The following is a 26,557-nucleotide window of genomic DNA, read 5'->3' as shown; positions in this document are numbered from 1 at the left end:
CGCGTGGCTGGAAAGCGCGTGTTATCGAAACCGCGATTTTCAGCACGGGAGGGTCCGTTCATGGCCACTCTGTACTCCCACGACATCATCAGGCGGCACGTATTCGGCGAAGCGGCCTCCTATCCCGTTCGCAAGATCAGCCTGTCCGATCTGACCGAGGCCCTGCGCCTGGGTTGGGAGGATTTCCAGGCGATGCCGAGTCACGCGATCGTCGTGTGCGTGATTTATCCCGTTCTCGGTCTCGTCCTGTTCAGGATGGTTCTCGGCTATTCGGTGCTGCCGCTACTATTTCCACTGGCCGCCGGCTTTGCCTTGATTGGCCCGTTTGCCGCGATCGGTCTCTACGAACTCAGCCGGCGTCGTGAGCGCGGCGAGGAGGTCGATGCATGGGATGCGGTCAAGGTGCTGCGCGCACCGTCGTTGGGCGCCATGGTCGAACTCGGCGTGCTCCTGCTGGTCCTGTTCGGGGCCTGGATCGGTGTCGCGAACGCAATCTATGTCTCAATCTTCGGTCATGCGGCGGCCGCAAGCATTCCCGACTTCGCAACGCGCGTGCTGACGACACCGGAAGGCTGGTCGCTCATCATCGTCGGTTGCGGTGTCGGCTTCCTGTTTGCGGTTGTGGCTTTGTGTGTCAGCGTCGTGTCGTTTCCGTTGATGCTCGACCGGCATGCGACTGCGATAGACGCGATCCGCACCTCGCTCCGAGCAGTAGCGGCGAACCCGGTTGCGATGGCCGGATGGGGCGTCATCGTCGCGGTGCTGCTCGTGATCGGCTCGTTACCGCTCTTCGTCGGTCTCGCTGTCGTTCTGCCGGTGCTTGGCCATGCCACCTGGCACCTCTATCGGCGGGTGGTCGAGCCGAATCCGAATCCACCGGACGCGCCGCCGCCGCCCAGGAAGGGAAGGCGCTACGCGGCGGACTTTCCGGCCAATCTCTTCCCGTGGAGCCGCGAGGGTGAGTGAGACGGGCGATCGCGCCCCATTGATTGTTGGCATCATCCGCGAAAGCGGATGATCCAATAATCCGCGGCGCTGCCGGTGCGCGCCAACTGTCGACACGGAGTACTGGATGCCCCGCTTGCCGCCTACGCTGAAGCTTCGGCGAGCCAAGACCTTAAACCCCGGCGAAGCCTTGGCGTAGCCGGGTCGCGGGGCATGACAGTTGAGCAAAAGGTGATTTACTTCTGCTGCTGCGGCAGGAAGGTCGGCCCGACCGACCGGATCGGCTTGTTCTCGGAGCTCGCAGGGGGGGCGGTATCTGCCGGCGGCGTCGCGGCTGGTGAATTCGCCGTGGTCGGCGCGGGAGCTGCGCCCTTCTTGGCATTCGCAGGCGCACCCTTGTTGAGCCGCTGCTGCTGCATCTTCTTGGCGCTCTCCTCGGTGACGATGATGTCGCCCTGCTGCTCGGCTGCCGCCTTGTCATCGGCCGATTTCAATGCGTCCGCCCAGGTCTGTCCTGCGGCCTTGCAGGAGCAGGAAGGGTTGAACTCGCTGCGGAATTTGAAAGCGGTCGGCAGCGCCGTGTAGGGTTGGCCACTGACGGAGACCGCGGAGTTCATGTCTTCGCCGGGATTGCGATGGGTGTAGAGCACGGCTTCCGCGGCCGGGCAGAGTGCCTTGCAGGTCTTCTCGTCGTCGGGGAAGCGCGCCGGCACCGTCGCAAACGAGACCGGGAAATAGGCGCCGTCGCAGGTGCGCACGCACACGGTGCGATAGGTGCCGGATTGCGGGCCGAGATCGGAGGGCGGCACGCCTTGCGGATTGCCCGCGTTGTTGCCGCCGAACAAATTGCTCAGGAAGTTGCCGCCGCCCTGCGACTGCGCGGCATTGGCATATTGCGGGCCGCAATTGTTCTGCGCCAGCGCAACCAGCACCGAGCGGCGCTGACTGTCGCGTTCCGCGCTGAAGCCGCCACCGCCGCGCAAACGCTCGAGATTGCCGGTGATCTGGTCCAGATTGGCGCGCATCTGCTGGATCTGGGTGTTGACCGGTCCGCATTGGGCCGACTGTCCGTTGAACAGCGAGAAGAAGCCGGAGGAATCGCAGCCCATGCGCTTGGCCTGCATGGTGACGCGGTCCAGCTCGGCCTGCTGCTTGGCCTGGGAATCCTGGTAACGGCGGATCTGGTCTTCGCGCGCGGGGTCACCACCGCCGCCGCGGTCCAGCGCCGCGAGCTGGCCTTCCAACCGCACGCACATCGGATTGGGCCCAAGTCCGTTCTGGCCGGGCTGAGGCGGCGGTCCGGGCGGACCGGCCTGCGCGAGGGCGCCGGTGACGAGCACGGCCGTGCTCATGAGCACGGTGCAGGCAAGAAGCAAGCGAGCACGAGAGAGGGACAAGAATTCAGGCATATCCGCCATTCTAGCGAGGTCATGGCCCAATGCCACTTGGACTGAAGCGACTTGGACTGAGGCGACTTGGACGCCGAAGCGATTTGGGCGCCGAAGCGCGCCCTCCCAATAGCCGCTTCCTGCGGCATCGTCACGTCGTTTTGGGGGCCAATGGACCGGGCCTAAGCTGCGCCAGCTCCGAGCGAATTCAGCGCTGGCAAGTGATTGCGACATATTCGTCGCAATGGCCATGGGAGCAGTTTGCGCCGGATTTGGGGACAGAGCCGGTAATTTCGTCGGGATCGACCCGGCGATAGCTTGATGCCTGGGCAAAATCTCGCGACTGGCAGTAGGTGCGGGCGACGGAGGCGCCGCATTTCTCGCCCTTGGCCAGGCACTGATCGACGCCGTAGCCGTCAGCCTGGTTGGCGATGATGAAGACGCGGGTCTCGGCGCGGGCACCGGATGCCGCGAGGATCGAGGCGCTGAAAATGAGCGCGAGCAAGGATCGCATGAAAATACCGGGAGGCAAAAAAGGGAACAATCTGGTTCCAGAATGGGCTCAAATAGTTAAGGATCACGAACCACCCCGGCGGGCTGCGCGCTTTGCGGACATAAAACGGCATTTCCGCGGCTCCCTTGACGCGGGGCCGCCTCATAGCCCATATGTGGCCGCATGAACGGTCTCCTCGCCATTTGCGCCATTTGCCGCGAGATTATGAGCTAGCGATTCGCTGGCTGGAGCCGTCTTTTCTCAAAAACATTGAGAGCCTTGGACGCCCGGCCAACAGCCGACGGGTATCCATATGGAATTGCGCCTTTACGATACGCTGACGAAGGAAAAACGCATCTTCGCGCCGCTCGATGCGAAAGACGTCCGCATGTATGTCTGCGGGCCGACCGTCTATGACTTCGCCCATATCGGCAATGCACGGCCGGTGATCGTGTTCGACGTGCTGTTTCGGCTGCTGCGCCATCTCTATGGCGAGGCGCACGTCAAATATGTCCGTAACATCACCGACGTCGACGACAAGATCAACGACCGCGCCGCGCGCGATTTCCCGGGCCTGCCGCTGAACGAGGCCATTCGCAAGGTCACCGAGCAGACCGGCAAGCAGTTTCACGCCGACGTCGATGCGCTTCGAGCGCTTCGGCCGAGCGTCGAGCCGCGCGCGACCGAGCATATCGGCGAGATGCGCGAGATCATCGAGCGGCTGATCAAGGGCGGCTTTGCCTATGCCGCCGAGGACCATGTTCTGTTCTCGCCGCAGGCGATGAACGCAGCAAATTCCTCGCTGCCCCGCTACGGTGCGCTGTCGAAGCGATCGCTCGACGAGATGATCGCCGGCGCCCGCGTCGATGTCGCGCCCTACAAGCGCGATGCCACCGATTTCGTGCTGTGGAAGCCGTCCAAGCCGGGCGAGCCGTCATGGCCGTCACCGGCCGGCATCAAGGCCGAGGGGCGTCCCGGCTGGCACATCGAGTGCTCGGCCATGGCCTGGAAGCATCTCGGCGAGCATTTCGACATCCATGGCGGCGGCATCGATCTCGTCTTTCCGCATCACGAGAACGAGGTCGCACAGACCTGCTGCGCCTTCCACCGAGAGCGCATGGCGAATTATTGGATGCACAACGGCTTCCTGCAGGTCGAGAGTGAGAAGATGTCGAAGAGCCTCGGCAACTTCATCACGATCCATGAGCTGCTCGCGGATTGGCCCGGCGAGGTACTGCGCTTGAACATGCTCAAGACGCACTACCGCTCGCCGATCGACTGGACCATGAAGTCGCTGGAGGAGAGCGCCAAGACGCTCGACGACTGGTATCGCGTTGCCGCCGACGTCGCGCCCGGCGAGCCGGCTGCGTCCGTGGTAGAGCCGCTGCTCGACGATCTCAACACGCCGCTGGCGATCGCGGCGTTGCATGGCCTGCGTGGAGGTGACGTGGGTGCTCTGGCGGGCTCGTTGCGCCTGCTCGGCTTCTTGTCCGAGAGCGCAGCGCAGTGGGAAGGACGCAAGCAGCAGGCGAGCGGCGTCGATGCCGGGGAAGTCGAGCGCCTGATCGCGGAGCGGACGGCGGCCCGTAGCCGCAAAGACTTCAAGGAATCCGATCGCATTCGCGATCTGCTCGCTGCAATGGGCGTCGCGATCAAGGACTCCAAGGAAGGAACGACGTGGGAGGTCGCGCGATGAAACGGCCCGACACGCCTTTCCCGCGGCACTGGCTCTATTACATCGCGCTGAAGATCGCGCTGCTCGGGGGTGCCGTGGCGCTGGTTCTCAAGCTCTATGGGATGTGGTGAGGACGATGGGACAGACTTTGCCAAAGCCCGGCTTGCGGCCGTTCCTGCCGGCGGACGTGCCAATTCTTGCTGCGATCTTCACCTCCAGCATCGAGGAGCTGACTGGCGACGACTATAGCGAGGCGCAGCAGCAGGCCTGGATGGAGGTGGCGGACAGCGAAGAGTTCGGCAAGCACCTCGCGTCAGACCTGACGCTGATCGCGACGCTCGATGGCTCGCCGGTTGGCTTTGCCTCGCTGCGCGGCAATGACCACATCCGCATGCTCTATGTGCATCCGGCCGTCAGCGGGCAGGGCATCGCCTCCATGCTGGTCGATGCGCTGGAAAAGCTTGCCGGCGGCCGCGGCGCGCAAAGCCTCAACGTCGATGCCAGCGACACCGCGCAGGGCTTTTTCGCCAAGCGCGGCTACACTGCCCAGCAGCGCAATAGCGTCACCATCAATGACGAATGGCTTGCCAACACCACCATGAAGAAGACGCTCGGAGCGGGGCAATGAGCAAGGAGCGCCTTTATCTGTTCGACACCACGCTGCGCGATGGCGCGCAGACCAACGGCGTCGATTTCACGCTCACCGACAAGCAGGTCATCGCCGTGATGCTCGATGACCTCGGCATCGATTATGTCGAAGGCGGCTATCCCGGCGCCAATCCGCTCGATACCGAGTTCTTCGGCAGCAAGCCCAAGCTCGCCCATGCGCGCTTCACGGCGTTCGGCATGACGCGACGGGCCGGGCGCTCGGTCTCGAACGATCCGGGTGTGGCCGGGCTTTTGGCAGCGAAGGCCGACGCGATCTGCTTCGTCGCGAAGGCATCCGCCTATCAGGTGCGCGTCGCGCTGGAGACGACGAAGGAGGAAAACCTCGCCTCGATCCGCGACAGCGTCGCGGCCGCGAAGGCCGCCGGTCGCGAGGTCATGCTCGACTGCGAGCATTTCTTCGACGGCTACAAGGAAGATGCGAGCTTCGCGCTCGCCTGCGCCAAGGCCGCCTTCGAGGCCGGCGCGCGCTGGGTGGTGCTGTGCGACACCAATGGCGGCACCATGCCGCACGAGGTCGAGGCCATCGTCACCGAAGTTACCAAGCACGTCCCCGGCGACCACGTCGGCATCCACGCCCATAACGACACCGAGCAGGCGGTGGCCAATTCACTCGCCGCGGTGCGTGCCGGCGCGCGGCAGATCCAGGGCACGCTGAACGGCCTTGGCGAGCGCTGTGGCAACGCCAATCTCTGCTCGCTGATCCCCACGCTGAAGCTGAAGCCGGAGTTTTCGGACGCCTTCGAGATCGGCGTCACGGCCGAGAAGCTGGCAACTCTGGTCAAGGTCTCGCGCACGCTCGACGACATGCTCAACCGGGTGCCGAACCGGCATGCTCCTTACGTCGGCGAGAGCGCCTTCGTCACCAAGACCGGCATCCATGCGTCCGCGGTGCTGAAGGACCCGCAGACATACGAGCACGTACTGCCGGAGACGGTCGGCAATCACCGCAAGGTCCTGGTCTCGGACCAGGCCGGACGATCCAACGTCATCGCCGAGCTCGACCGTGCCGGCATTCCCTACGAGAAGAGCGATCCGAAGCTGACGCGCCTCGTCGAGGAATTGAAGGAGCGCGAGGCGGCCGGCTACGCCTATGAATCCGCCAACGCCTCGTTCGAGCTGCTGGCGCGCCGCACGCTCGGCAAGGTGCCGCATTATTTCGAGGTCGAGCAGTTCGACGTCAATGTCGAGCAGCGCTACAATTCGCATGGCGAACGTGTCACCGTCGCTTTGGCCGTGGTGAAGGTCGACGTCGCCGGCGAGCACCTGATCTCGGCTGCCGAAGGCAACGGTCCCGTCAACGCGCTCGACGTTGCCCTGCGCAAGGACCTCGGCAAGTACCAGAAATACATCGAGGGGCTGAAGCTGATCGACTACCGCGTCCGTATCCTCAACGGCGGCACCGGCGCGGTCACGCGCGTCCTGATCGAGAGCGAGGACGAGAACGGCGACAGCTGGACCACGGTCGGCGTCTCCCCCAACATCATCGACGCCTCGTTCCAGGCGCTGATGGATTCGGTGATCTACAAGCTCGTGAAGTCGGGCGCGCCGGCGTAGTCCCTCGATGACTGTCATACCCCGCGAAGGCGGGGTATCCAGTACGCCGCGGCTTCTCGGTAGCTCTCGCGCGGCTCGGAGTACTGGATCGCCCGGTCAAGCCGGGCGATGACAGTGGGTGAGGAAAGGGCAGGGCATGATCGACCACATCTCCGTCGGCGTCAGCGATCTCGAGCGCGCCGCGAAATTCTACGAGGCAACGCTCGCCGCCCTCGGCCTTTCGCGCCTCGTCACGCGGCCGCGCACGGTCGGTTTCGGCAAGGCCTATCCGGAATTCTGGATCAATCTACGCGAGACCATGCCGCCCGTAGCCCCCGAAAGCGGCGTTCATATCTGCCTGCGGGCGAAGACGACAAGCGAGGTCGATGCGTTTCACGCCGCAGCGCTGTCCGCCGGCGGCGCCTCGGACGGTGCGCCCGGCATCCGTCCGCATGACCGCGTACGCTACTACGCGGCCTTCGTCACCGACCCCGATGGTAACCGGATCGAGGCGGTAACGTTTCCAAGCGAGTAGGACGTCAGAGCTTGCGCGCGACTTCCGGGGCGAGCTTCTTCTCGGCCTCGTCGATCTGGGCTGCGGCCGCCTTCAGCTTCGGCAGAATATCCTCGACCCGATCGGCCTTGAGGATGTCGACCGAAAGGCCGGCGCGGATGAACTCCGTCTGGCGCATGTGCGACAGCAGCGAGAACAGCGGCTCCCAGAAATTGTCGATGTTGGCCAGCAGGACCGGCTTGGCGTGACGGCCGAGCTGTTTCCAGGTCAATTGCTCGACCAGCTCTTCCAGCGTGCCGACGCCGCCGGGCAGCGCCACGAAGGCGTCGGAGCGTTCGAACATCAAGCGCTTGCGCTCGTGCATGTCGGGGGTGACGATCATCTCCTGCACGCGTGTCAGCGCGTTCTCGCGCATCCGCAGGAATTCCGGGATGATGCCGGTGACGGTGCCGCCGTGATCGAGCACGGAGGTCGCGACCGAGCCCATCAGGCCGAGCGAGCCGCCGCCATAGACGAGCCGAACGTTGTTCTCGGCGAGCGCCTTGCCGAACGCCTTGGCGCCTTCGGTGAAGCGGGGATTGGTTCCGGGGCCGGAGCCGCAATAGACACAGACGGTTTTAATAGTGCTCATTGGTGCCATGATGCATTGCAGCGAAGAGGCGTCAAGCCCAATCGGTGATTCGGATCACCCGGAAATCTACCGGTAAATGGCGGCAAACAATCGAAGATTCGCCATCTGGCGGGGTGCGCTGGCATCGGGAAGGCTCTATATGACGTGCGAAAATCGTTAATCGCAGCGACGCCCGCATCCGGCGGGCTTTCAGGCTTTTTGATGGACCAACCTCAATCGTTCGACGGCGCCGACGTTCCCGATACTCCTCCCGGCGGCGCACCGGAGCGGGCGACGCTGATGGGCACGCTGGCTCATCTGTGGCCCTATATCTGGCCGGGCGACCGCTTCGACCTGAAGATGCGTGTGGTGTGGTCGCTTGTGCTGCTGCTCGCTGCCAAGCTGATCACGCTGACGGTGCCGTTCAGCTTCAAATGGGCGACGGATGCGCTGACCGGCGCCAACACGGCGCCGGTGCAGGCGGACAATTGGCACCTCTGGGTGATCGCCTCGCCGCTGTTGCTGACCGTGAGCTACGGCGTGATGCGCATCTTGATGGCGCTGCTGACGCAATGGCGCGACGGCATCTTCGCGCGCGTCGCCATGCATGCGGTGCGCAAGCTCGCCACCATCACCTTCGTCCACATGCACGAGCTGTCGTTGCGCTTCCACCTCGAGCGCAAGACCGGCGGTCTGACGCGCGTGCTCGAGCGCGGGCGCGAGGGCATCGAGGTCATCGTGCGCATGGTGATCCTGCAGCTGATCCCGACCATCGTCGAGGTCTCGCTGCTGATGGCCGTGCTGCTCTGGCAGTTCGACTGGCGTTACGTGGTCGCCACCCTGATCACGGTCACGCTCTACATGTACTACACCTACATCGCGACCGAGTGGCGGATCGGCATCCGCCGCCGGATGAACGATTCCGACACCGAGGCGAACACCAAGGCGATCGACTCGCTGCTCAACTACGAAACCGTGAAGTATTTCGGCGCCGAGGCCCGCGAGGCGCAGCGCTACGACAAGTCGGTCGCGCGCTACGAGGAGGCGAGCGTCCACACCTACACCTCGCTCGCGGTGCTCAATACCGGCCAGGCCGTGATCTTCACGCTGGGGCTGACCGCGACGATGCTGATGTGTGCGATCGGCGTGCGCAACGGCACCAACACGGTCGGCGATTTCGTGCTGGTCAACGCCATGATGATCCAGCTCTACCAGCCCCTGAACTTCATGGGCATGGTCTATCGCGAGATCAAGCAGGCGATCATCGACATCGAGAAGATGTTCGGCGTGATCGGCCGCGAGGCCGAGATCAAGGACGCGCCCGATGCAACGCCTCTGGTCATCTCCGCCGGCACCGTGCGTTTCGAGGATGTGCGCTTTGCCTATGAGCCGACCCGCCCGATCCTCAAGGGCATCAGCTTCGAGGTCCCGGCCGGCAAGACCGTTGCCATCGTCGGACCGTCGGGCGCAGGCAAGTCGACCATCTCGCGGCTTCTGTTTCGCCTCTATGATGTCTCCGGCGGCAGGATCCTGATCGACGGCCAGGACATCCGCGCGGTGACGCAGGATTCGCTTCGGGCCTCGATCGGCATGGTGCCTCAGGACACCGTGCTGTTCAACGACACCATCCGCTACAACATCCGCTACGGTCGCTGGGACGCCGATGACGCTGAAGTCGAAGAGGCGGCGCAGCTGGCCCAGATCGACCATTTCATCCACATGGCGCCGATGGGCTACGAGACCCAGGTCGGCGAGCGCGGGCTCAAACTGTCCGGCGGCGAGAAGCAGCGCGTCGCGATCGCGCGCACCGTCCTGAAGGCGCCGCCGATCCTGGTGCTGGACGAGGCGACTTCGGCGCTCGATACCCATACCGAGCACGAGATCCAGGGCGCGCTCGACCGCGTGGCGAAGAACCGCACCTCGCTGGTGATCGCGCACCGGCTTTCGACCATCGTCGGGGCCGACGAGATCATCGTCCTGGATCAGGGCCGCATTGCCGAGCGGGGGACCCATGGCCAGTTGCTCGCGCATGGCGGTCTCTATGCCAGCATGTGGAACAGGCAGCGTGAGGCCGAGGCGGCACGCGAGAAGCTGGCCAAGATGGCCGATACCAGCGAGGCACCCAACCGGGAGCCGCCACCGGTCAACGACGCCCTGACGGCGCCCGCGGCGGCGGAGTGACCTTGTCTCCGGTCCCAACTCTGGCCTAAACAAGCCCGCGCGACGACCCGTGCCATTAACCCCCGAGCGGCAGATACCGATGTCCATTCTCGATTCGATCCAGCGTCAGATCCCGCCGATCCACAAGGAGGGCTATCCCTTCATCGGCGGCTTTGCGCTGGCAAGCCTCGTCCTGTTCTGGCTGTGGTCGCCTTTGGGGTGGATCGGCACGATCCTGACCGTGTGGTGCGCGCTGTTCTTCCGCGACCCGGTGCGCGTGACGCCGGTGCGCGAGGGGCTTGTGGTGTCGCCGGCCGACGGCCGCGTCTCGATGATCACCATGGCGCTGCCGCCGGCCGAGCTCGGGCTCGGCGACCGGCCGCTGCCGCGCATCTCGGTGTTCATGAGCGTGTTCAACTGCCACGTGAACCGCGCTCCCGTAGCGGGCAGGGTGGACCGCATCGCCTACCGGCCCGGCCTTTTCATCAATGCCGAGCTCGACAAGGCCAGCGAGGACAATGAGCGCAACTCGCTGGTCATCTCGACAGCGACGGCGCGGATCGGCGTGGTGCAGATCGCAGGGCTCGTCGCCAAGCGCATCGTCTGCTTCGTCAGGGAGGGCCAGGCGATCGGCGCCGGCGAGCGCTTCGGCCTGATCCGCTTCGGCTCCCGGCTCGATGTCTATCTGCCTGTGGGGAGCAAAGCGCTGGTCTCGGAAGGGCAGACCGCGATCGCCGGCGAGACGATTTTGGCCGACCTTTCCGGAGACGACCCCAGCCGCGCCTTCCGCGCCAATTAACCAATAAGTCGGTCTGTGGGGGCCTTCCGCCGCAATGGCGGAGGGGGACGCGGCTTGCTATATCTCGCCTTGAGGTGAGGACCCGCGATGACGCCCTATGACTTCAAATACCCCGATACGCGCCGCCGGCGGTTCCGCCCGATTCCGGTGCGGATGCTGGTGCCCAACGTCATCACGCTGCTGGCGATCTGCGCCGGCCTGACCTCAATCCGGCTGTCGATCGAGGGGCGGATGTCGCTCGCGGTCTATGCCATCGTGTTCGCGGCCGCGCTCGACGGCATCGACGGCCGCATCGCGCGCATGATCAAGGGCCAGTCCAAGTTCGGCGCCGAGCTCGACAGCCTCGCCGACTTCGTCAATTTCGGCGTCGCGCCAGGGCTGATGCTGTATTTCTGGCAGCTGCACGAGCTCGGCAATGCCGGCTGGATCGCCGCCATGGTGTTCGCAATTTCCGGCGGCCTGCGCCTGGCGCGCTTCAATGCCACCATGGACGACCCGAACAAGCCGGCCTTCGCTGCCAATTTCTTCACCGGCGTGCCGGCGCCGGCCGGCGCGATCACCGTGCTGCTGCCGATCTATGTCGCGTTCCTCGATCTCGGCCGCTGGCCCGCAGGGTTGACCGCCGCCTACACACTGCTGATCGCCTTCCTGATGGTGTCGCGCCTGCCGGTGTTCTCCGGCAAGACCAAGCGCATGCGCGTGCCGCCGGAGCTGGTGCTACCGGCGTTCGTCGCGGTGATCGTCTTCATCGCGCTGCTGATCGCCTATCCCTGGCACGTGCTATCGATTGGCACGGTGCTGTATCTTCTCGCTTTGCCGCTCGGCTACAAATCCTATCGCGACCAGGCCCGCGCGATGGACGCCACCGCGCCGTCGGGAGGCGAGGTCACCTCGCCGCCGTCGGCGCCGACGCTGGCGAATTTGTCGGAGCCGCCCAACGACGACGACGATCGGCCCGGACGGCTGCACTGAGCGGCCACACGCGGATATCTGCCATGAGGCCCCCCGAGTTGGGTTGAGGCCTGATCTCGGCTATATCGCCCTGTGCCGGCGGCATCGCGCCAACAGCGACCGCCAATCTGGGAGAGAACGCCGTGACTGATAAAGCGACCGGGCCGCTGCCCGCTTCCGTCCTCGAAGCGCTGGGCCGCTACGACACGCCGACGATCTGCAATGCCATGGAGATCGTGGCGCCCGAGCGCCGGCTGATCGGCTACACCACCAAGCAACTGGTCTGCCCGTTTCCCGACCTGCCGCCGATCGTCGGCTATGCCCGCACGGTCGCGATCCGCTCGGTGCTGAAATCCTCGCTTCCGGCCGAAGAGCAGTCCAGGCGCCGCATCGAATATTACGAATATGTCGGCACCGGCCATGGTCCGCGCATCTCGGTGATCCAGGACATCGACGGTCCCGACGTCGGCTACGGCGCGTTCTGGGGCGAGGTGCAGAGCAACGTGCACAAGGCGCTCGGTTGTCTCGGCGTCATCACCGACGGCTCGATCCGCGACATCCCGCAATGGGCGCCGGGCTTCCAGGCGCTGGCCGGCTCGATCGGCCCGTCGCATGCCTGGGTGCATGCGGAGAGCTTTGGCGGCGAGGTTCGCGTTGCCGGCATGACCGTGAAGTCCGACGACCTGATCCATGCCGACCAGCACGGTGCGATCGTGATCCCGCTCGACATCGCCGCAAAGCTGCCGGAGGCCGCCGAGCTCTGCGGCCGCCGCGAGACGCCGATCCTGGAGATCGCCCGCAGTCCCGACTTCTCGCTCGAGAAGCTGAAGGCCGCGCTGAAGCGCTCGGCGGAGATTCACTGAGGGGTGATGGGCCGCTTAAGGCTGCGACACCGGCCGTGGGCCCCCCTGTTCCGTCAGAAACAGGGCGGCCTGATCCGGCTCGCCGAACACTGCAGCGGCGCACCCGATCAGGGTGAAGCCGCCTGCAAGGTCCCACAGCGTGATGTCCTCCGTATTGTCTGGAAGGTGGATCAAGCGCGCTGCGATCACCGCGAAGGCGGCCTCGGCAAAGAGCACGAGGCTGAAGGCCGGTAGAACGAGTTCCGGCTCGAGCAGGTGGAGCGCCAACACCGCAGGCAGCGCGGTGAGAAGACTGAACAGCGTCAACATTGCAAAACGGCTCCCGCGATGGAGCATGCTGCGGGGTTAGAATAGCAGTCATCCCTGGTTCCGCCCCCGTGGCGCAGGGCCGCAGCCGGAGGACGCACGATGAAGATGAATGGCAAGACGATCCTGGTAACCGGCTCGACCGACGGCGTCGGCCGCTACGTCGCGCGCCGGCTGGCCGAAGACGGTGCAAGGTCCTGATCCATGGCCGCGATGCGGCGCGTGCGAAGGTGTTGAGCGACGAGATCGCGAAAGCCGGCGGTGCCGCGCCGACCTTCTATCAGGCCGATCTGTCGTCGATGTCGGGTACGCGTGCGCTCGCCGAAGCGGTCATCCGCGATCACCAGCGTCTCGACGTCTTCGTCAGCAACGCCGGCATCGGTTCGCAGAACGACGGCCCGCAGCGGCAAGTTAGCGCCGACGGTCACGAGCTGCGTTTTGCCGTGAACTATCTCTCGGGTTTCTTGCTCGTCCATCTGTTGCTGCCGCTGCTGAGGTCCGCGGCGCCGTCGCGGATCGTCAACGTCGCCTCCCTCGGCCAGCATCCGATCGATTTCGATGACGTCATGATCACGCAGGGCTACAGCGGTTCGCGTGCCTATGCACAGAGCAAGCTCTCCCAGATCATGTTCACCATCGATCTCGCGGACGAACTGAAGGGCGCGGGCATCACCGTGAATGCGCTGCATCCGGCGACCTACATGAACACCACGATGGTGCGCGCCGGCGGCGTCACGCCGATCTCGACGGTGGAGCAGGGCGGCGCGGCGATCCTGCGCCTCGTCGAGGTGACGATGTCGCAGGCAAGAGCGGGCTGTTCTTCAACGGCATGAACGAGGCGCGTGCCAATCCGCAGGCCTACGATGCAGCTGCCCGCAAGCGCCTGCGCGAACTGAGCCTGAAGCTGACGGGCCTAGCACGCTAGCGCGCCGCAATCATGGTTAGCAAAGCGTTGAAATTCGTGTCGGCCATCGGCAAAGCCGGCCTCATCCCGATGCGCTGCGCCGGTCTGGCGTGCCGGCTCAACTTAACCTTTACGCGGCTTTAAGGGCGGCACTCTAGGGTTTCCGATGCGGTTCGGGGTTGGGCCGCGCCAGCGGCCAGGACGGCCGTTGTTGCGTACGCGTTGGAGTATCCCATGGATATCATGACGAGCGTCGGGCTCATTGCGGGCATCATCGTCATCACGATGATGATCTTCATGGGCGGCGACCTTCACATGTTCATCTCCGAACATGCCATGATCATCATCTTCGGCGGCTCGATCTCCGCCACCATGATCCGCTTTCCGCTTTCGGCGCTCCTGCACGGCCTTCCGCTCGGCGCCAAGTTCGCCTTCACCATGAGCCGCCTGTCGGCGCACGACCTCGTCGACGAGCTCGCCCGCATCGCCGAGATCGCCCGCAAGCAGGGCCCGGTGGGTCTGGAAAAGGTCGAGACCGACGAGCCCTTCCTCGCCAAGGGCATCCGCTACGTCGCCGACGGCTACGACCTCGACTTCATCCGCGACAATCTCGAGCGCGACCGCGACAACTTCCTGATGCACCTCGACGAGGGCAGCAAGATCTACCGCGCCATCGGCGACTGCGCTCCGGCCTTCGGCATGATCGGCACCCTGATCGGCATGGTGCAGATGTTCGCCAACATGACCGACCCTTCCAAGCTCGGCCCGTTCATGGCGACCGCGCTGCTCGCCACGCTCTACGGCGCGCTGGTCGCGAACCTGTTCTGTCTGCCGATCGCCGACAAGCTGCACGGCAAGCTGCTGGACGAGGAGACCAACCGCACGCTGATCATCGACGGCATCCTGATGATCCGCGACTCCAAGAGCCCGACCCTGGTGCGCGAAATGCTGCTGGCCTACCTGCCGGAGAAGCATCGCCACGCCGAGGGCGAGCCGGTGCCGGCGTAAAGTCCGCCCGCCGGGATTTGAGACATGGCCAAGAAGAAACGCGGCGATGCCCATGGAGGCGGTCACGGCTGGTTCGTGACCTTCGCCGACCTCATGGGCCTGATGATGAGCTTCTTCGTGATGCTCGTGGCGTTCTCGACGCAGGACGCCAACAAGCTGAAGATCGTCGCGGGATCGATGCGCGACGCCTTCGGCGTGCAGAGCGAAGCGCGCTATGCCGGTATCGTCGAGTCCGACGGTTTGCCGACCCGCCCGCGGCTGAAGAACGTCGACCATATCCAGCCCGAGGATGCCTCCAACACGCCGACGCCGGACCAGGAGGATCGCGACCGCACGTCGGGCGCGAAGATCAAGGTCGACCGCAATTTCGCGCTCGCCGCAGCCTCGCTGCGCCAGGCGTTGCAGGACATGCCGGAGCTGACCGAGATGTCCAAGCACATCATGTTCGAGGAGACCAAGCAGGGTCTCAATCTGGAGATTGTCGACCAGGACGGCCGTTCGATGTTCGCCGACGGCTCCAAGGTGCCCTATGATCGCACCCGCCGCCTGGTCGAGAAGCTCGCGATCCCGCTCAAGGCCACGCCGCTGCGCGTCTCCATCGCCGGCCATACCGCGGCCGGCTTCGTGCCGACCCGCAGCGACTACGGCGCCTTCGATCTGTCGGCCGATCGTGCCAATGCCGTGCGCCAGATCCTCGAACGCGAGGGCCTGCCGCCGTCGCACATCTTCGCCGTCTCCGGCAAGGCGGACACCCAGCCGCTGTTTCCGGACGATCCTTCGCTCGCGGCCAACCGGCGGGTGACCATCACCCTGATGCGCGAAGATCCGCCGCTGCCGCCGAATCTGAAGCCCTAACCCCCTTGCGCTACCATCTTACCTGAGGCATGTCGTCGCGCTGGCGATGAGCGTGGCTGCGGCGTCACAGCATCCAGCTCGGCGCCTGCTATGGTGGTGCGCCGATTGACAGGCGCGCCGGAAGCGTCAAAAGGCGCCGGATCAATTCCAGGGAAGAAGCGTTTTCCACCTTCATGACGGCGAGCATCACACAGGCCGAGACCCAGGACGGGCCGGTCACTTCAGGCTTTTGGTCCCTTACGCTCGGGAGCATCGGCGTCGTCTTCGGCGATATCGGCACTTCGCCGCTCTACGCATTCCACGAGGCTGTCAGGGGCGCCGCCCATGGCGAGCCGGTCTCGCGGGTCATGGTTCTCGGCGTGCTCTCCCTGATCCTGTGGGCGCTGCTGATCGTCGTCACCGCCAAATACGTGCTGCTGCTGCTGCGTGCCGACAACAACGGGGAGGGCGGCACGCTCTCGCTGATGGCGCTCGGCCAGCGCGCGCTCGGGCGGCGGAGCTGGTTCCTGCTGGCCCTCGGTGTGGTCGGCGCCTCCATGTTCATCGGCGATTCCATGATCACGCCGGCGATCTCAGTGCTATCGGCGGTCGAAGGCCTGAAGCTCGCAACCCCCGCGTTCGAGCATTACGTCGTGCCGCTCACGGTCCTTATTCTGGCGTTGCTGTTCGCGGTCCAAAGCAAGGGGACCGCGCTGGTCGCCTCGGCCTTCGGGCCGGTGATGGTGATCTGGTTCACCGTCATCGCCGTGATGGGAGCCGTCCACATCGCCGACGATCCGTCCGTGCTGGCGGCGATCAATCCCTATTACGCCGTGCAGTTCGTGCTGTCGCACGGCACGATTGGTCTTGTGACCCTCGGCGCAGTGTTCCTGGCGGTGACCGGGGGCGAGGCGCTCTATGCCGATCTCGGCCATTTCGGCCGCAAGCCGATCCAGTCGGCCTGGATGTTCTTCGTGCTGCCTGCGCTCTTGATCAATTATTTCGGGCAGGGCGCGCTGGTGCTGTCCGATCCCAGCGCGATCGAGCACTCGTTCTATCGCATGGTGCCCGAGAGCCTGGTGCTGCCGCTGGTCGGGCTTGCGACCGCCGCGACGGTGATCGCGAGCCAGGCGGTGATCACCGGCGCTTATTCGCTGGTCTATCAGGCGGTGCAGCTCGGCCTCTTGCCGCGCTTCGAGGTCCGCTACACCTCCGAGACTCACGCCGGCCAGATCTACCTGCCGCGGGTGAACCGGCTGCTGCTGATCGGCGTGATGCTGCTGGTGCTGCTGTTCCACACCCCCAGCAACCTGGCCTCGGCCTACGGCATCGCGGTCTCCACCACCATGGTCGCCGACGGCATCATGGGCTTCATCGTGATCTGGAAATTGTGGAACTGGCGCGCTGCCACGGCTGCGGCCGTGATCATGCCCTTCGTCATCGTCGATCTGAGCTTCTTCAGCGCCAATCTCCTGAAGCTGCTTGAGGGCGCCTGGGTGCCGCTGCTGTTCGGCGTGGCCATGGCGGGAACGATCTGGACCTGGCGGAAGGGCTCCGGAATCCTGATCCAGAAAACGCGCCGGATCGAGGTGCCGCTGGACGATCTGATCCGGAGCCTGGAGAAGCGGCCCCCGCACATCGTCAAGGGCACCGCGGTGTTCCTGACCAGCGATCCCTCCTTTGTGCCGACCGCGCTGCTGCACAATCTCAAGCACAACAAGGTGCTGCACGAGCACAACGTGATCCTGACCATCGAGACCGCGCATACGCCCCGGGTCGATCTGGCGGAGCGTTTCCGCATGGAGAAGATCAGCGACAAGTTCTCGAAAGTCCGCCTGCGCTTCGGCTACATGGAGCAGCCGAACGTGCCCAAGGCACTTGCGATCGCGCGCAAGCAGGGATGGCAGTTCGACATCATGTCGACGTCGTTCTTCGTGTCCCGCAGGTCGCTGAAGGCGTCGGCGCAGTCGGGCATGCCGCTGTGGCAGGACCATTTGTTCATTGCGCTGAGCCGGTCCGCCAACGACGCCACGGACTACTTCCAGATCCCCACGGGACGGGTGGTTGAAGTCGGAACTCAAGTCACCATCTAGAACGCAACTGCCTTAGTCATGCAAATTTGCATGGCTAAGCCCCGGAATCGGGCTAGGCTATGCCGGTAGCGCAGGACTATAAGCCGCGCGCTCTTCCGCCGTTGTGCAGTGAAGCATTTTAGAGGCCACTGGCTCTCCCATGACAAGCGATGTAGTGATTTCCGCCCCGGAAACGGCGGCGGCCAATGGCCATGGCGAGGCCCACACCACCGCCCGTTTCGGTGCGCTGACCCTCGGCAGCATCGGCGTCGTCTACGGCGACATCGGCACCAGCCCGCTCTACGCGTTCCGCGAGGCGGTGACGGCGGCCTCGGGCACCGAAGGGCTCGCGACGCCCGCGGCCGTGCTGGGCGTGCTCTCGCTGATCCTGTGGGCGCTCATCGTCGTGGTGACGCTCAAATATGTCGTGATCCTGCTCCGCGCCGACAACAACGGCGAGGGCGGCACGCTGGCGCTGATGGCGCTGGCTCAGCGCGCGGTCGGCACCGGCGGGGCGACCGTCGTCCTGCTCGGCATCATTTCCGGCGCGCTGTTCTACGGCGATGCCGTGATCACGCCTGCGCTGTCGGTGCTGTCGGCGATCGAGGGCATGAAGGACGTCACGCTGCGGTTCGAGCCTTACATCGTGCCGTTGACGGTGGTGATCCTGGTCTGCCTGTTCGCCGTGCAGTCGCGCGGAACCGCCCGCGTCGCCGCTTTCTTCGGCCCGATCATGTGCGTCTGGTTTGCGGTCCTCGCGGCGGCGGCGATCCATCCGATCATCCAGCATCCGCAAGTGCTGTATGCGCTGAACCCGCTCTACGCCGTGTCCTTCATGTTCCACCACGGCATCATCGGTTTCGTCACGCTGGGCGCCGTGTTCCTCGCGGTCACCGGGGCCGAGGCGCTCTATGCCGATCTCGGCCATTTCGGCAAGCGGCCGATCCAGACCGCGTGGCTGTTCATCGTGCTGCCGTCGCTGGCGCTGAACTATCTCGGGCAGGGCGCGCTCGTGCTCGGCGATCCCGGCGCGATCGTCAGCCCGTTTTTCCAGCTCTTCCCGCAAGGCTTTTTCCGCGGCTGCATGGTCGTGCTCGCCACCATGGCAACCGTCATCGCCAGCCAGGCGGTGATCACCGGCGCCTATTCCTTGACGCGCCAGGCGATCCAGCTGGGTTTGTTGCCGCGCTTCGAAATTCGCCATACGTCGGAAGCCCATTCCGGCCAGATCTTCATCCCGCGCATCAACCAGCTGCTGCTGGTCGCGGTGGTGCTGCTGGTGCTCCTGTTCCGCTCGTCCAGCGCGCTCGCCTCGGCCTACGGCATCTCCGTCACCGGGACCATGGTGGTCACGGCGATGATGGGCTTCGTCGTGATCTGGAAGGTCTGGCGCTGGTCGCCGCTCGCGGCCGGGGCGCTGATTGCGCCGTTCCTGTTCCTCGACCTCACGTTCCTGGCCGCCAACCTGCTCAAGGTGTTCGAGGGCGGCTGGGTGCCGCTGGCGCTCGGCGCGGTCATGATCATCCTGATGTACACGTGGCGGCGCGGCAGCCGGCTGCTGTTCGAGAAGTCGCGCAAGCTCGAGTTCCCGCTCGCCGATCTCGTGGCGATGCTGGAGAAGCGGCCGCCGCAGCGGGTGCCCGGCACCGCCGTGTTCCTGACCTCGGACCCGCTCAGCGCGCCGACCGCGCTGATGCATAGTCTGAAGCACTACAAAGTGCTGCATGAGAAGAACGTCATTCTCACCATCGAGACGGCGCAGACCCCCCGCATCGATCCGGCCGAGCGGGTCAAGCTGGAGCAGATCTCGCCGACCTTCTCCAAGGTGACGCTGAAGTTCGGCTTCATGGAATCGCCCAACGTGCCGAAGGCGCTGGCGATCGCCCGCAAGCTTGGCTGGCAGTTCGACATCATGTCGACCTCGTTCTTCCTGTCGCGCAGAGCGTTGAAGCCTGCCGTCCATTCCGGCATGCCGCGCTGGCAGGACCGGCTGTTCATCTCGCTCAGCCGCTCGGCCAACGACGCCACGGACTATTTCCAGATCCCCTCTGGCCGCGTGGTCGAGGTCGGAACGCAGGTGACGATCTAGGCGGCCGAACCAACGCCGCACTTCAAGTCGCTGCGATTTAGCTTTAACTTGCGCCGCGCGGCTCAAGCCTTTGTAGCGCTTGATTTTCGTGAGCCGAGAGGCGAGGTTGCCGCCGGCCGGGATAGGTCCGGCTGGCACGCGCGACGTTGGAGGATGATGTGGCAAACCAGGTGCAGGATCTGACCCCGGACGAGGTCTCCAAGGGTGTCGCGGAGGGGCGCTATCTCCTCGTCGACGTGCGCGAGCCGAACGAGGTCGAAGCCGAGGCCTATCCCTACGGCGTCGTGGTGCCGCTCTCGACCTTCGATCCCAAGGCGATCCCCGATCCCCAGGGCAAGGAGGTCGTGTTTGCCTGCCGCTCGGGCAAACGCTCGGTGACGGCCTCGCTCGCGGCGCAGGCGGCGGGCCTGCCTTACGACAAGCATCTGGCCGGCGGCATGCTCGGCTGGAAGGCGGCGGGGCTTCCCAGCAAGGTCGGTGGCTGACCTCGCGATGACGTCCAAGAGCTCTTCGCTGAACAAGGTCTTCGCCGACCTTCCCGTCACCATCTTTGAGGCGATGTCGCAGGCCGCGCGCGACAATGCTGCCATCAATCTCGGCCAGGGCTTTCCCGATGATCCCGGCCCCGAGGACATCCGCCGCGCCGCGGCCGAGGCCTCGCTGAACGGCTACAACCAGTACCCCTCGATGATGGGCCTGCCGGAACTGCGCCAGGCGATCGCGACCCATTACGGCCATTGGCACGGGCTCAAGCTCGATCCGATGAGCGAGGTGATGGTGACCTCCGGCGGCACCGAGGCGCTGACCTCGGCCATCCTCGCGGTGGTCCAGCCCGGCGACGAGGTGGTCTGCCTCCAGCCGGTCTACGATTCCTATCTGCCGATCATCCGCCAGGCCGGTGGCATTCCGCGCCTCGTACGGCTCGAGCCGCCGCACTGGCGGCTGAATGAGGACATGCTGAAAAGCGTCTTCAATTCAAAGACCAAGGCGGTGCTGTTCAACAACCCCTTGAATCCTAGCGCGGTGGTTTTTCCGCGCGAGGATCTCGAGCTGCTCGCACGCTACTGTCAGGAGTTCGACGTCATCGCGATCTGCGACGAGGTCTGGGAGCACGTCACCTTCGACGAGCACAAGCACATCCCGCTGATCACCATTCCCGGCATGCGCGAGCGCACCATCAAGGTCGGCTCGGCCGGCAAGATCTTCTCGCTGACGGGCTGGAAGATCGGCTTCGTCTGCGCCGCGCCGCCGCTGCTGCGCGTCGCCGCCAAGGTGCATCAGTTCCTGACCTTCACCACGGCGCCGAACCTGCAGGCCGCCGTCGCCTACGGCCTCGGCAAGCCGGACGAATATTTCCTGTCGATGCGGAAGGACCTGACGCGGAGCAGGGACCGCCTGACCAAGGGGCTGGAAAGCCTCGGCTTCCCCGTGCTGAAGTCGCAAGGCACCTACTTCCTCACCGTCGACCTGTCGCCGCTCGGGCTCAACGAGAGCGACACCGAGTTCTGCTGGCGGATCGTCAAGGACTACAAGGTGGCGGCGATCCCGGTGTCGGCGTTCTACGAGCAGGACCCCGTGACCTCGGTGGTGCGCTTCTGCTTTGCCAAGAAGGACGAGACGCTCGACACCGCGCTGGAGCGGCTGTCGGACGCGGTGCGTGGACGCAAGAGGTAGAGATGACCAATGTCGGCCGCTCCGGGCTTTGCCGTGCTTTTGCAATCGCCGCCGCGCTGACGTTGCTTTCCGCTCCCGTTAGGGCCGAGGAGCGGGTCGTCAATTTCTACAACTGGTCCAACTATATGGCGCCGGATGTCCTCGAGGCCTTCACCAAGGAGACCGGCATCAAGGTCGTCTACGACACCTTCGATGCCAACGAGACGCTGGAGACGCGCCTGATGGCCGGCAAGTCCGGCTACGACGTCGTGGTGCCCACGGCCTATTTCCTGCAGCGCCAGATCAAGGCCAACATCTTCCAGAAGCTCGACAAGTCGAAGCTGCCGAACCTGGAAAATGCCTGGCCGATGGTGACCAAGAACCTTGCGACCTACGATCCCGGCAACAACTACGCCGCCAACTACATGTGGGGCACGACGGGCATCGGCTACAACGTCGCCAAGGTGAAAGCGATCCTGGGGCCGGATGCCAAGATCGACAGCTGGGACATCGTCTTCAAGCCGGAGAACCTCGCCAAGTTCAAAGACTGCGGCGTGCACATGCTCGATTCCGCCGACGACATCTTTCCGGCGGCGCTGAATTATCTCGGGCTCGATCCGAACTCGACCAAGCAGGCCGACCTCGAGAAGGCCGCCGATGTCGTCGCAAAAGTCCGCCCCTCCGTGCGCAAATTCCACTCGTCTGAATATCTGAGCGCGCTCGCGACCGGCGAGATCTGCTTCGTGGTCGGCTGGTCCGGCGACATCATGCAGGCCCGCGCGCGTGCCGCCGAGGCGAAGAGTGGCATCGAGATCGGCTACGCCATTCCGAAGGAGGGCGCGCAGATGTTCTTCGACAATCTCGCGATCCCCGCGGATGCCAAGAACGTCAAGGAAGCCTACGAGCTGATCAACTATCTTTATCGCCCGGACGTCGCCGCCAAGAACTCGGACTTCCTGTCCTACGCGAGCGGCAACCTCGCCAGCCAGAAGCTGGTCGATCCGAAGATTTTGAACGACAAGAACGTCTATCCGGACGAGGCGACGCTCGCAAAACTGTTCGTCATCACGGCGCGCGAGCCGGCGACCCAGCGCACCATCAACCGGCTCTGGACCAAGGTGAAGACGGGGCGGTGAGGGGCATTCGTCGCTCCGCTCTTCGCAATGACGGCGTAACTACCGCCACCTGCGATGCAGCCAGAGCCACTGCTCGGGATGCTCGCGCACCCAGCCTTCCACCACGCTGGTGATTGCCTGGGTCGTGCCCTGGATGTCGATCTTGCCGTCGGCGTCGCGCACCGGCTTGACCTCTTCGGTGAGCTCGCCTCGAAAGCGGCCATCGGGCAGGCGGATGATGCGGACGCCGTGGATCGGGCATTCGACCTGGCGCAAGAGGCGGGCCAGCATCGGGTTGGCGCGGGTCTTGCGGCCGAAGAAGGTGACCTCGACGCCGGCGGTCAGATACTGGTCGATCAGCATGGCGACATGCTTGCCGTCCTTGAGCGCCTGCGCGAGCCGCAGCGGCGCGTCGCGGCCCGCCGGGATCAGCGTGCCCATGTTGACCTGGCGCATCTCCTGGATGATGCGGTCGGCGGAGGCGATGTTCGGCCGGCGATAGAGGATCGCGGTATCCAGCTCATGCGCGACGGCAGCGAGCGCCGGCAGCTCCCAATTGGCGAGATGCGCGGCAAAGATCAGCGCCGGCTTGCCGTCGTCGCGAATCTGGTCGAACAGCTCGATGCTGCGCGGCGACAATTCGATCCGGCTTTTTTCCGGATGGTCGCGATCGTAATCCCAGACATGGTCGATATGGGCGAATTCGGCGCCGACGCGGCCGAGATTGTCCCAGACGCCCATCAGGATCTGTTCGATCTCCTCGGGCGACTTCTCGGGAAACGCCGCGGTGAGGTTGGCGCGGCCGATGCGGTGCTCGCGCAGGCGCGGTCCGATCATCTTCACGACGCGCGCAAAGAAGTCCGAGGTCTTGGCCGGATCGAAATAGCGCGTGGTGCGCAGCATGCCCACGGTGGCGGCGCCGATCAGGCTGCCGCCGATCGATTTTGCAGCCTCCCGCGCGCGGGCCTTCGTCCTCGCAGGAAGCAGCGCCATGCGTCCGGTCAGGCCGGTTCGCGGGTCAGGATCAGCGAGGCGTTCTGGCCGCCGAAGCCGAACGAGTTCGACATCACCGCGGTGACGCGGGCGTCGCGCGCCTTGTTGCCGACGACGTTGAACAGGATCGTCGGATCCGGCGTCTCGTAGTTGATCGTCGGCGGGATGCGCTGATGCTCGAGCGTCAGCAGCGAGAAGATCGCCTCGACCGCCCCGGCGGCCGAGATGGTGTGGCCGACCATCGACTTGTTGGAGGTGACCGGAATCTTCTGCGCGAGCTCACCGAACACGGCCGATGTCGTGTTGAACTCCATCTTGTCGTTCTCGGGCGTCGCAGTGCCGTGCGCGTTGATGTGGTCGATCTGGTCCGGCGTCATGCCGGCATCGGCCAGCGTCTTGTTCATGCAGCCGATGATCGGCTTGCCGTCGGGCGAAGAGCGGGTGCGATGGAAGGAATCGGTGAGCTCGCCGCAGCCGGCGATCACGCCGAGGATCTTTGCGCCGCGCGCGGTGGCGGCCTCAAAGCTTTCCAGCACGAGCGCGCCGGCGCCTTCGGCCATGACGAAGCCGTCGCGGTTCTTGGAGAAGGGGCGGGAGGCCGCCTGCGGCGGATCGTTCTGGGTCGACAGCGCCGAAAGCAGCGAGAAGCGTACCAGGGCTTCCGGATTCACGGTGCCGTCGGTCGCAACGCACAGCGCAGCGTCGGTCTCGCCGCGGCGGATCGCCTCGACGCCGAGCTGGATCGAGGTGGCTCCGGACGCGCAGGCCGTCGACAGCGAGATCGGCGAGCCCTTGGTGCCGAAGGTCTCGGCGAGATGTGCGGCCACCGAGCCGAACATGAAGCGGTGATGATAGGCGCTGTACTTGCCGCCGCCGGAGATACGCAAGAGATCGTCATAGTTGAAGTCGAGCGCGCCGACGGCGCGGCCGAGCTCGCGGCGCTGCGGCCATTCGACCTCGACCGGCGCAACAGCGAGGAAGAGGGGCCCCGGAAAATCGGCCTTGGCGCCGATGCCGGCCTGCTCGAGCGCTTCCTCCGTCACGAGCTCAGCCATCCGCTCGGACAGGCCGGTGGAGGAGAACGGATCGACGCTGACGAAATCGACGGTGCCGGCCATCGTGGTCTTCAGGCCGTCGACCGGAAAGCGCGTGATGGTGCGGATGCCGGATTCGCCGGCAACGAGCTTGGCCCAATTGTCGGCCTTGCCGGCACCGAGCGAGGTCATGATGCCCATGCCGGTGACGACGACGACGGGGCGCCCGAGTTTATCGCGTGGTGCAGTCATGTCGATTCCCCCGGGTGAGCTAGCTAACTGCCTCGACCAGCGCCATGCCTTCGCCGCGCCAGTGTCCGGCTCCCACCACCACAATCTGGGTGGGCGCTCCCTGCATTTCAATCTCGGTCCCGGTGGAATCGTTCGGCGGGAACAGCGCACCGCGCGAGATCGACAGCGCGGCGAGCGCGATGCCGAGCGGGAATTGCGTCTCCATGGTGTGGCCGAACATCGTGCCGGTCGAACGCACCGGGAAGTCGGCATGGCCTTTCAGGAAGTCGCGCTCTTCGCTTGTCGCGGGCTCTGCACCGGTCGCGCCTGAGATGATCGCGCCCTTGCCTTCGCGCCTTGGCAGCTTGGTCCACAGCTGCTCCAGCGTCGCGGCCATGTCGCCGGGCTGCTTGCGCCGGGCGAGGTCGGCGACCACGCTCGACAGTCTTGCGAACGGCTTTGCGCCGCGCGCTTGCGCGTGTGCTTTCGACTCCAGCACCAGGAAGGCGCCGGCAGATCCCAGCGCGAAGCCGGCGTGGTCCTTGCGCGCCCAGACCGGAGCGAACTTGTCCTTGAGGTTGAAATCGCCGAATTCGTAGAGGACGAGCAAATCCTTGCGCTCGCCGTTATGCGAGCCGCCGACCAGCGCAATGTCGCTCTCGCCCGAGGCGATGCGCGCCAGCGCGATGCGGGCGGCATCGGCGCCGGCGACCTCTTCGCCCATGAAGGTGCGCGAGGTGCCGCCAAGTCCGTGCACGATCGCGATGTTGCCTGCGAGCAGGTTGGAGAGCTGCGCCAGGAACAGCGTCGGCCTGAGATCGCTCATCAGCCGTTCGTTGAGGAAGCCGGGCGCGTTCGCCCCCTTGGCCTCGGCCGTCAAGACGCCGGTGTCGACGTTGAGATCGCGCTCGCCGCCGCCGGCGGCCACCACCATGTCGATCTTCGACAGGATGTCCTTGTTGCCCTTGATCCCGGCGGAATCGAGCGCAAGGCCGGCGGCGTAGGTGCCGATGCGCTGCCAGGCTTCCATCTGGCGCTGGTCGCCCTTCTTCGGGATCTGGCTGTCGAAGCTAACAGGCGTCAAGGGATGCACGACGTAGGGCGCAAAGCCCTTCTCGTCGACATTGATGCGCTTCTCGGCAAGCGCGGCCCAGTTGGCGTCCAGGCCCTCGCCGAGCGAGGTCGCGAGTCCAATGCCGGTGATCCAGACTTCGGTCTGGCCGGGCTTCGAAGCAGTGTCAGTCATGGCGATACGGCCTGTTGCGGAAAGCCGACGCGCTCGGCGACTTTCGCCATGTAGCCGCGCATATCCGCATTGGGGAAGGGGATCAGCGTGAAGGTCAGCGCCGAGTTCGCGCGCAGCTTGCCGCCGACCCTGATCTTGGCTTCGGTCATGGCATAGCCGGAGCCTTCATGGACGAGGCTCGCCTCGATGCTCATGAGATCGCCTGGGAAGACCGAGCCGCGGACCTTGGCCTCCTTCACGGCGGCAAGGATCGGCATGCGCTCGAACTTGAACACGCCGAGTTGAAGCCAGCCCGAAGCCTGCGCCATCGATTCGATCAGGAGCACGCCGGGCATCAAGGGGTAACCCGGGAAGTGCCCCTCGAAGATGGTGCTCTCCTGCGGGACCTGCGCTTCGACGACGATCGTCTTCTCGTCGACCTTGAGGTCGACGATGCGATCGATCATGTGGAAGTATTCGAGTTGCATGACCG

At 64.9% G+C, this 26,557-nt stretch carries 24 protein-coding genes and 1 pseudogene; 17 read left to right on the top strand and 8 right to left on the bottom strand.

The window, feature by feature from the left end; all coding sequences use genetic code 11:
* Window positions 1-60: 60 nt before the first annotated feature.
* Window positions 61-966 carry a DUF2189 domain-containing protein gene (locus GGD62_RS22715; protein WP_179731431.1) on the top strand — a complete coding sequence of 302 codons (906 nt, stop codon included), beginning with the start codon at window positions 61-63 and terminating at the stop codon, window positions 964-966.
* 215 nt (window positions 967-1,181) lie between these two features.
* On the opposite strand, the gene GGD62_RS22710 is transcribed toward GGD62_RS22715, so the two are convergent.
* Window positions 1,182-2,363 carry a DUF2865 domain-containing protein gene (locus GGD62_RS22710; protein ID WP_183710312.1) on the bottom strand — a complete coding sequence of 394 codons (1,182 nt, stop codon included), beginning with the start codon at window positions 2,361-2,363 and terminating at the stop codon, window positions 1,182-1,184.
* 178 nt (window positions 2,364-2,541) lie between these two features.
* The gene (locus tag GGD62_RS22705) at window positions 2,542-2,847 is read right to left on the bottom strand and encodes a hypothetical protein (RefSeq protein WP_018320927.1); all 306 of its coding nucleotides are present in this window, start codon (window positions 2,845-2,847) and stop codon (window positions 2,542-2,544) included.
* A gap of 292 nt (window positions 2,848-3,139) precedes the next feature.
* On the opposite strand from GGD62_RS22705, the gene cysS reads away from it, so the two are divergent.
* From cysS to GGD62_RS22685, 4 genes are all read left to right on the top strand, one after another.
* Window positions 3,140-4,522: a cysteine--tRNA ligase gene (gene cysS, locus GGD62_RS22700; protein WP_018320928.1), complete on the top strand. Its 1,383-nt coding sequence runs from the start codon at window positions 3,140-3,142 to the stop codon at window positions 4,520-4,522.
* A gap of 115 nt (window positions 4,523-4,637) precedes the next feature.
* Window positions 4,638-5,129 (top strand): GNAT family N-acetyltransferase, encoded by a 492-nt coding sequence (locus tag GGD62_RS22695; RefSeq protein WP_183710311.1) that lies wholly within the window; start codon window positions 4,638-4,640, stop codon window positions 5,127-5,129.
* Entirely contained in the window at window positions 5,126-6,724 is a 1,599-nt protein-coding gene (gene cimA, locus GGD62_RS22690; RefSeq protein WP_183256574.1) for a citramalate synthase, read from the top strand. The genes GGD62_RS22695 and cimA overlap by 4 nt, the downstream gene beginning before the upstream one ends.
* 136 nt (window positions 6,725-6,860) lie before the next feature.
* Complete coding sequence (locus GGD62_RS22685) at window positions 6,861-7,238, top strand: VOC family protein (RefSeq protein WP_018320932.1); 378 nt, start codon at window positions 6,861-6,863, stop codon at window positions 7,236-7,238.
* Window positions 7,239-7,242: 4 nt separating this feature from the next.
* On the opposite strand, the gene GGD62_RS22680 is transcribed toward GGD62_RS22685, so the two are convergent.
* Window positions 7,243-7,848 (bottom strand): TIGR00730 family Rossman fold protein, encoded by a 606-nt coding sequence (locus GGD62_RS22680; RefSeq protein ID WP_026202462.1) that lies wholly within the window; start codon window positions 7,846-7,848, stop codon window positions 7,243-7,245.
* Between the two features lie 201 nt (window positions 7,849-8,049).
* Here GGD62_RS22680 and GGD62_RS22675 point away from each other — a divergent pair, with 201 nt between their 5' ends.
* The 4 genes from GGD62_RS22675 (at window position 8,050) to GGD62_RS22660 (ending at window position 12,600) form a co-directional block, all read left to right on the top strand.
* Complete coding sequence (locus tag GGD62_RS22675) at window positions 8,050-10,008, top strand: ABC transporter ATP-binding protein/permease (RefSeq protein WP_183710310.1); 1,959 nt, start codon at window positions 8,050-8,052, stop codon at window positions 10,006-10,008.
* A gap of 49 nt (window positions 10,009-10,057) precedes the next feature.
* Window positions 10,058-10,786: a phosphatidylserine decarboxylase gene (locus GGD62_RS22670; RefSeq protein ID WP_312009894.1), complete on the top strand. Its 729-nt coding sequence runs from the start codon at window positions 10,058-10,060 to the stop codon at window positions 10,784-10,786.
* A gap of 87 nt (window positions 10,787-10,873) precedes the next feature.
* On the top strand, window positions 10,874-11,758 hold the full coding sequence (locus GGD62_RS22665) for a phosphatidylcholine/phosphatidylserine synthase (RefSeq protein WP_018320936.1): 885 nt from the start codon (window positions 10,874-10,876) through the stop codon (window positions 11,756-11,758).
* Window positions 11,759-11,880: 122 nt separating this feature from the next.
* Window positions 11,881-12,600: an RraA family protein gene (locus GGD62_RS22660; RefSeq protein WP_028145264.1), complete on the top strand. Its 720-nt coding sequence runs from the start codon at window positions 11,881-11,883 to the stop codon at window positions 12,598-12,600.
* 15 nt (window positions 12,601-12,615) lie between these two features.
* On the opposite strand, the gene GGD62_RS22655 is transcribed toward GGD62_RS22660, so the two are convergent.
* Window positions 12,616-12,909 carry a hypothetical protein gene (locus tag GGD62_RS22655; RefSeq protein ID WP_092252435.1) on the bottom strand — a complete coding sequence of 98 codons (294 nt, stop codon included), beginning with the start codon at window positions 12,907-12,909 and terminating at the stop codon, window positions 12,616-12,618.
* A gap of 99 nt (window positions 12,910-13,008) precedes the next feature.
* Between GGD62_RS22655 and GGD62_RS22650 the strand changes: the two are divergent.
* From GGD62_RS22650 to GGD62_RS22615, 8 genes and pseudogenes are all read left to right on the top strand, one after another.
* Window positions 13,009-13,831, top strand: a pseudogene (locus tag GGD62_RS22650) (SDR family NAD(P)-dependent oxidoreductase).
* 213 nt (window positions 13,832-14,044) lie between these two features.
* Entirely contained in the window at window positions 14,045-14,818 is a 774-nt protein-coding gene (locus GGD62_RS22645; protein WP_018320941.1) for a motility protein A, read from the top strand.
* 24 nt (window positions 14,819-14,842) lie between these two features.
* Window positions 14,843-15,673 carry a flagellar motor protein MotB gene (locus GGD62_RS22640; RefSeq protein ID WP_018320942.1) on the top strand — a complete coding sequence of 277 codons (831 nt, stop codon included), beginning with the start codon at window positions 14,843-14,845 and terminating at the stop codon, window positions 15,671-15,673.
* A 173-nt stretch (window positions 15,674-15,846) separates the two neighbouring features.
* Complete coding sequence (locus tag GGD62_RS22635; RefSeq protein ID WP_018320943.1) at window positions 15,847-17,745, top strand: potassium transporter Kup; 1,899 nt, start codon at window positions 15,847-15,849, stop codon at window positions 17,743-17,745.
* 139 nt (window positions 17,746-17,884) lie between these two features.
* Window positions 17,885-19,813, top strand: a complete 1,929-nt coding sequence (locus GGD62_RS22630) for a potassium transporter Kup (RefSeq protein WP_183710309.1) — start codon at window positions 17,885-17,887, stop codon at window positions 19,811-19,813.
* A gap of 158 nt (window positions 19,814-19,971) precedes the next feature.
* Window positions 19,972-20,298, top strand: a complete 327-nt coding sequence (locus tag GGD62_RS22625) for a rhodanese-like domain-containing protein (protein WP_008139644.1) — start codon at window positions 19,972-19,974, stop codon at window positions 20,296-20,298.
* A gap of 7 nt (window positions 20,299-20,305) precedes the next feature.
* Window positions 20,306-21,487: an aminotransferase gene (locus GGD62_RS22620; protein ID WP_183710506.1), complete on the top strand. Its 1,182-nt coding sequence runs from the start codon at window positions 20,306-20,308 to the stop codon at window positions 21,485-21,487.
* A 2-nt stretch (window positions 21,488-21,489) separates the two neighbouring features.
* On the top strand, window positions 21,490-22,602 hold the full coding sequence (locus GGD62_RS22615; protein WP_183710308.1) for a polyamine ABC transporter substrate-binding protein: 1,113 nt from the start codon (window positions 21,490-21,492) through the stop codon (window positions 22,600-22,602).
* A 39-nt stretch (window positions 22,603-22,641) separates the two neighbouring features.
* Here GGD62_RS22615 and GGD62_RS22610 read toward each other — a convergent pair whose 3' ends face one another.
* From GGD62_RS22610 to GGD62_RS22595, 4 genes are read right to left on the bottom strand one after another with little or no spacing between them, the layout of a single operon-like run.
* Window positions 22,642-23,574, bottom strand: a complete 933-nt coding sequence (locus GGD62_RS22610; protein ID WP_183710307.1) for a lipid A biosynthesis lauroyl acyltransferase — start codon at window positions 23,572-23,574, stop codon at window positions 22,642-22,644.
* An 8-nt stretch (window positions 23,575-23,582) separates the two neighbouring features.
* Window positions 23,583-24,860 (bottom strand): beta-ketoacyl-ACP synthase, encoded by a 1,278-nt coding sequence (locus GGD62_RS22605; protein WP_018320949.1) that lies wholly within the window; start codon window positions 24,858-24,860, stop codon window positions 23,583-23,585.
* Window positions 24,861-24,879: 19 nt separating this feature from the next.
* On the bottom strand, window positions 24,880-26,085 hold the full coding sequence (locus tag GGD62_RS22600) for a beta-ketoacyl-ACP synthase (protein WP_183710305.1): 1,206 nt from the start codon (window positions 26,083-26,085) through the stop codon (window positions 24,880-24,882).
* The gene (locus GGD62_RS22595) at window positions 26,082-26,552 is read right to left on the bottom strand and encodes a 3-hydroxyacyl-ACP dehydratase FabZ family protein (protein WP_092252447.1); all 471 of its coding nucleotides are present in this window, start codon (window positions 26,550-26,552) and stop codon (window positions 26,082-26,084) included. The genes GGD62_RS22600 and GGD62_RS22595 overlap by 4 nt, the downstream gene beginning before the upstream one ends.
* Window positions 26,553-26,557 lie beyond the last annotated feature (5 nt).

Origin of the sequence: Bradyrhizobium sp. ERR14, from assembly GCF_014198235.1 — a bacterium.
Taxonomy (GTDB): Bacteria; Pseudomonadota; Alphaproteobacteria; order Rhizobiales; family Xanthobacteraceae; genus Bradyrhizobium.
This window is presented reverse-complemented; position numbering and strand designations above follow the sequence as displayed.

Coding starts and splice junctions, on each gene's coding strand:
- GGD62_RS22715 (WP_179731431.1), top strand. CDS start 61: ATGGCCACTCTGTACTCCCACGACATCATCAGGCGGCACGTATTCGGC.
- GGD62_RS22710 (WP_183710312.1), bottom strand. CDS start 2,363: ATGGCGGATATGCCTGAATTCTTGTCCCTCTCTCGTGCTCGCTTGCTT.
- GGD62_RS22705 (WP_018320927.1), bottom strand. CDS start 2,847: ATGCGATCCTTGCTCGCGCTCATTTTCAGCGCCTCGATCCTCGCGGCA.
- cysS (WP_018320928.1), top strand. CDS start 3,140: ATGGAATTGCGCCTTTACGATACGCTGACGAAGGAAAAACGCATCTTC.
- GGD62_RS22695 (WP_183710311.1), top strand. CDS start 4,638: ATGGGACAGACTTTGCCAAAGCCCGGCTTGCGGCCGTTCCTGCCGGCG.
- cimA (WP_183256574.1), top strand. CDS start 5,126: ATGAGCAAGGAGCGCCTTTATCTGTTCGACACCACGCTGCGCGATGGC.
- GGD62_RS22685 (WP_018320932.1), top strand. CDS start 6,861: ATGATCGACCACATCTCCGTCGGCGTCAGCGATCTCGAGCGCGCCGCG.
- GGD62_RS22680 (WP_026202462.1), bottom strand. CDS start 7,848: ATGAGCACTATTAAAACCGTCTGTGTCTATTGCGGCTCCGGCCCCGGA.
- GGD62_RS22675 (WP_183710310.1), top strand. CDS start 8,050: ATGGACCAACCTCAATCGTTCGACGGCGCCGACGTTCCCGATACTCCT.
- GGD62_RS22665 (WP_018320936.1), top strand. CDS start 10,874: ATGACGCCCTATGACTTCAAATACCCCGATACGCGCCGCCGGCGGTTC.
- GGD62_RS22655 (WP_092252435.1), bottom strand. CDS start 12,909: ATGTTGACGCTGTTCAGTCTTCTCACCGCGCTGCCTGCGGTGTTGGCG.
- GGD62_RS22645 (WP_018320941.1), top strand. CDS start 14,045: ATGGATATCATGACGAGCGTCGGGCTCATTGCGGGCATCATCGTCATC.
- GGD62_RS22640 (WP_018320942.1), top strand. CDS start 14,843: ATGGCCAAGAAGAAACGCGGCGATGCCCATGGAGGCGGTCACGGCTGG.
- GGD62_RS22635 (WP_018320943.1), top strand. CDS start 15,847: ATGACGGCGAGCATCACACAGGCCGAGACCCAGGACGGGCCGGTCACT.
- GGD62_RS22630 (WP_183710309.1), top strand. CDS start 17,885: ATGACAAGCGATGTAGTGATTTCCGCCCCGGAAACGGCGGCGGCCAAT.
- GGD62_RS22620 (WP_183710506.1), top strand. CDS start 20,306: ATGACGTCCAAGAGCTCTTCGCTGAACAAGGTCTTCGCCGACCTTCCC.
- GGD62_RS22615 (WP_183710308.1), top strand. CDS start 21,490: ATGACCAATGTCGGCCGCTCCGGGCTTTGCCGTGCTTTTGCAATCGCC.
- GGD62_RS22610 (WP_183710307.1), bottom strand. CDS start 23,574: ATGGCGCTGCTTCCTGCGAGGACGAAGGCCCGCGCGCGGGAGGCTGCA.
- GGD62_RS22605 (WP_018320949.1), bottom strand. CDS start 24,860: ATGACTGCACCACGCGATAAACTCGGGCGCCCCGTCGTCGTCGTCACC.
- GGD62_RS22600 (WP_183710305.1), bottom strand. CDS start 26,085: ATGACTGACACTGCTTCGAAGCCCGGCCAGACCGAAGTCTGGATCACC.
- GGD62_RS22595 (WP_092252447.1), bottom strand. CDS start 26,552: ATGCAACTCGAATACTTCCACATGATCGATCGCATCGTCGACCTCAAG.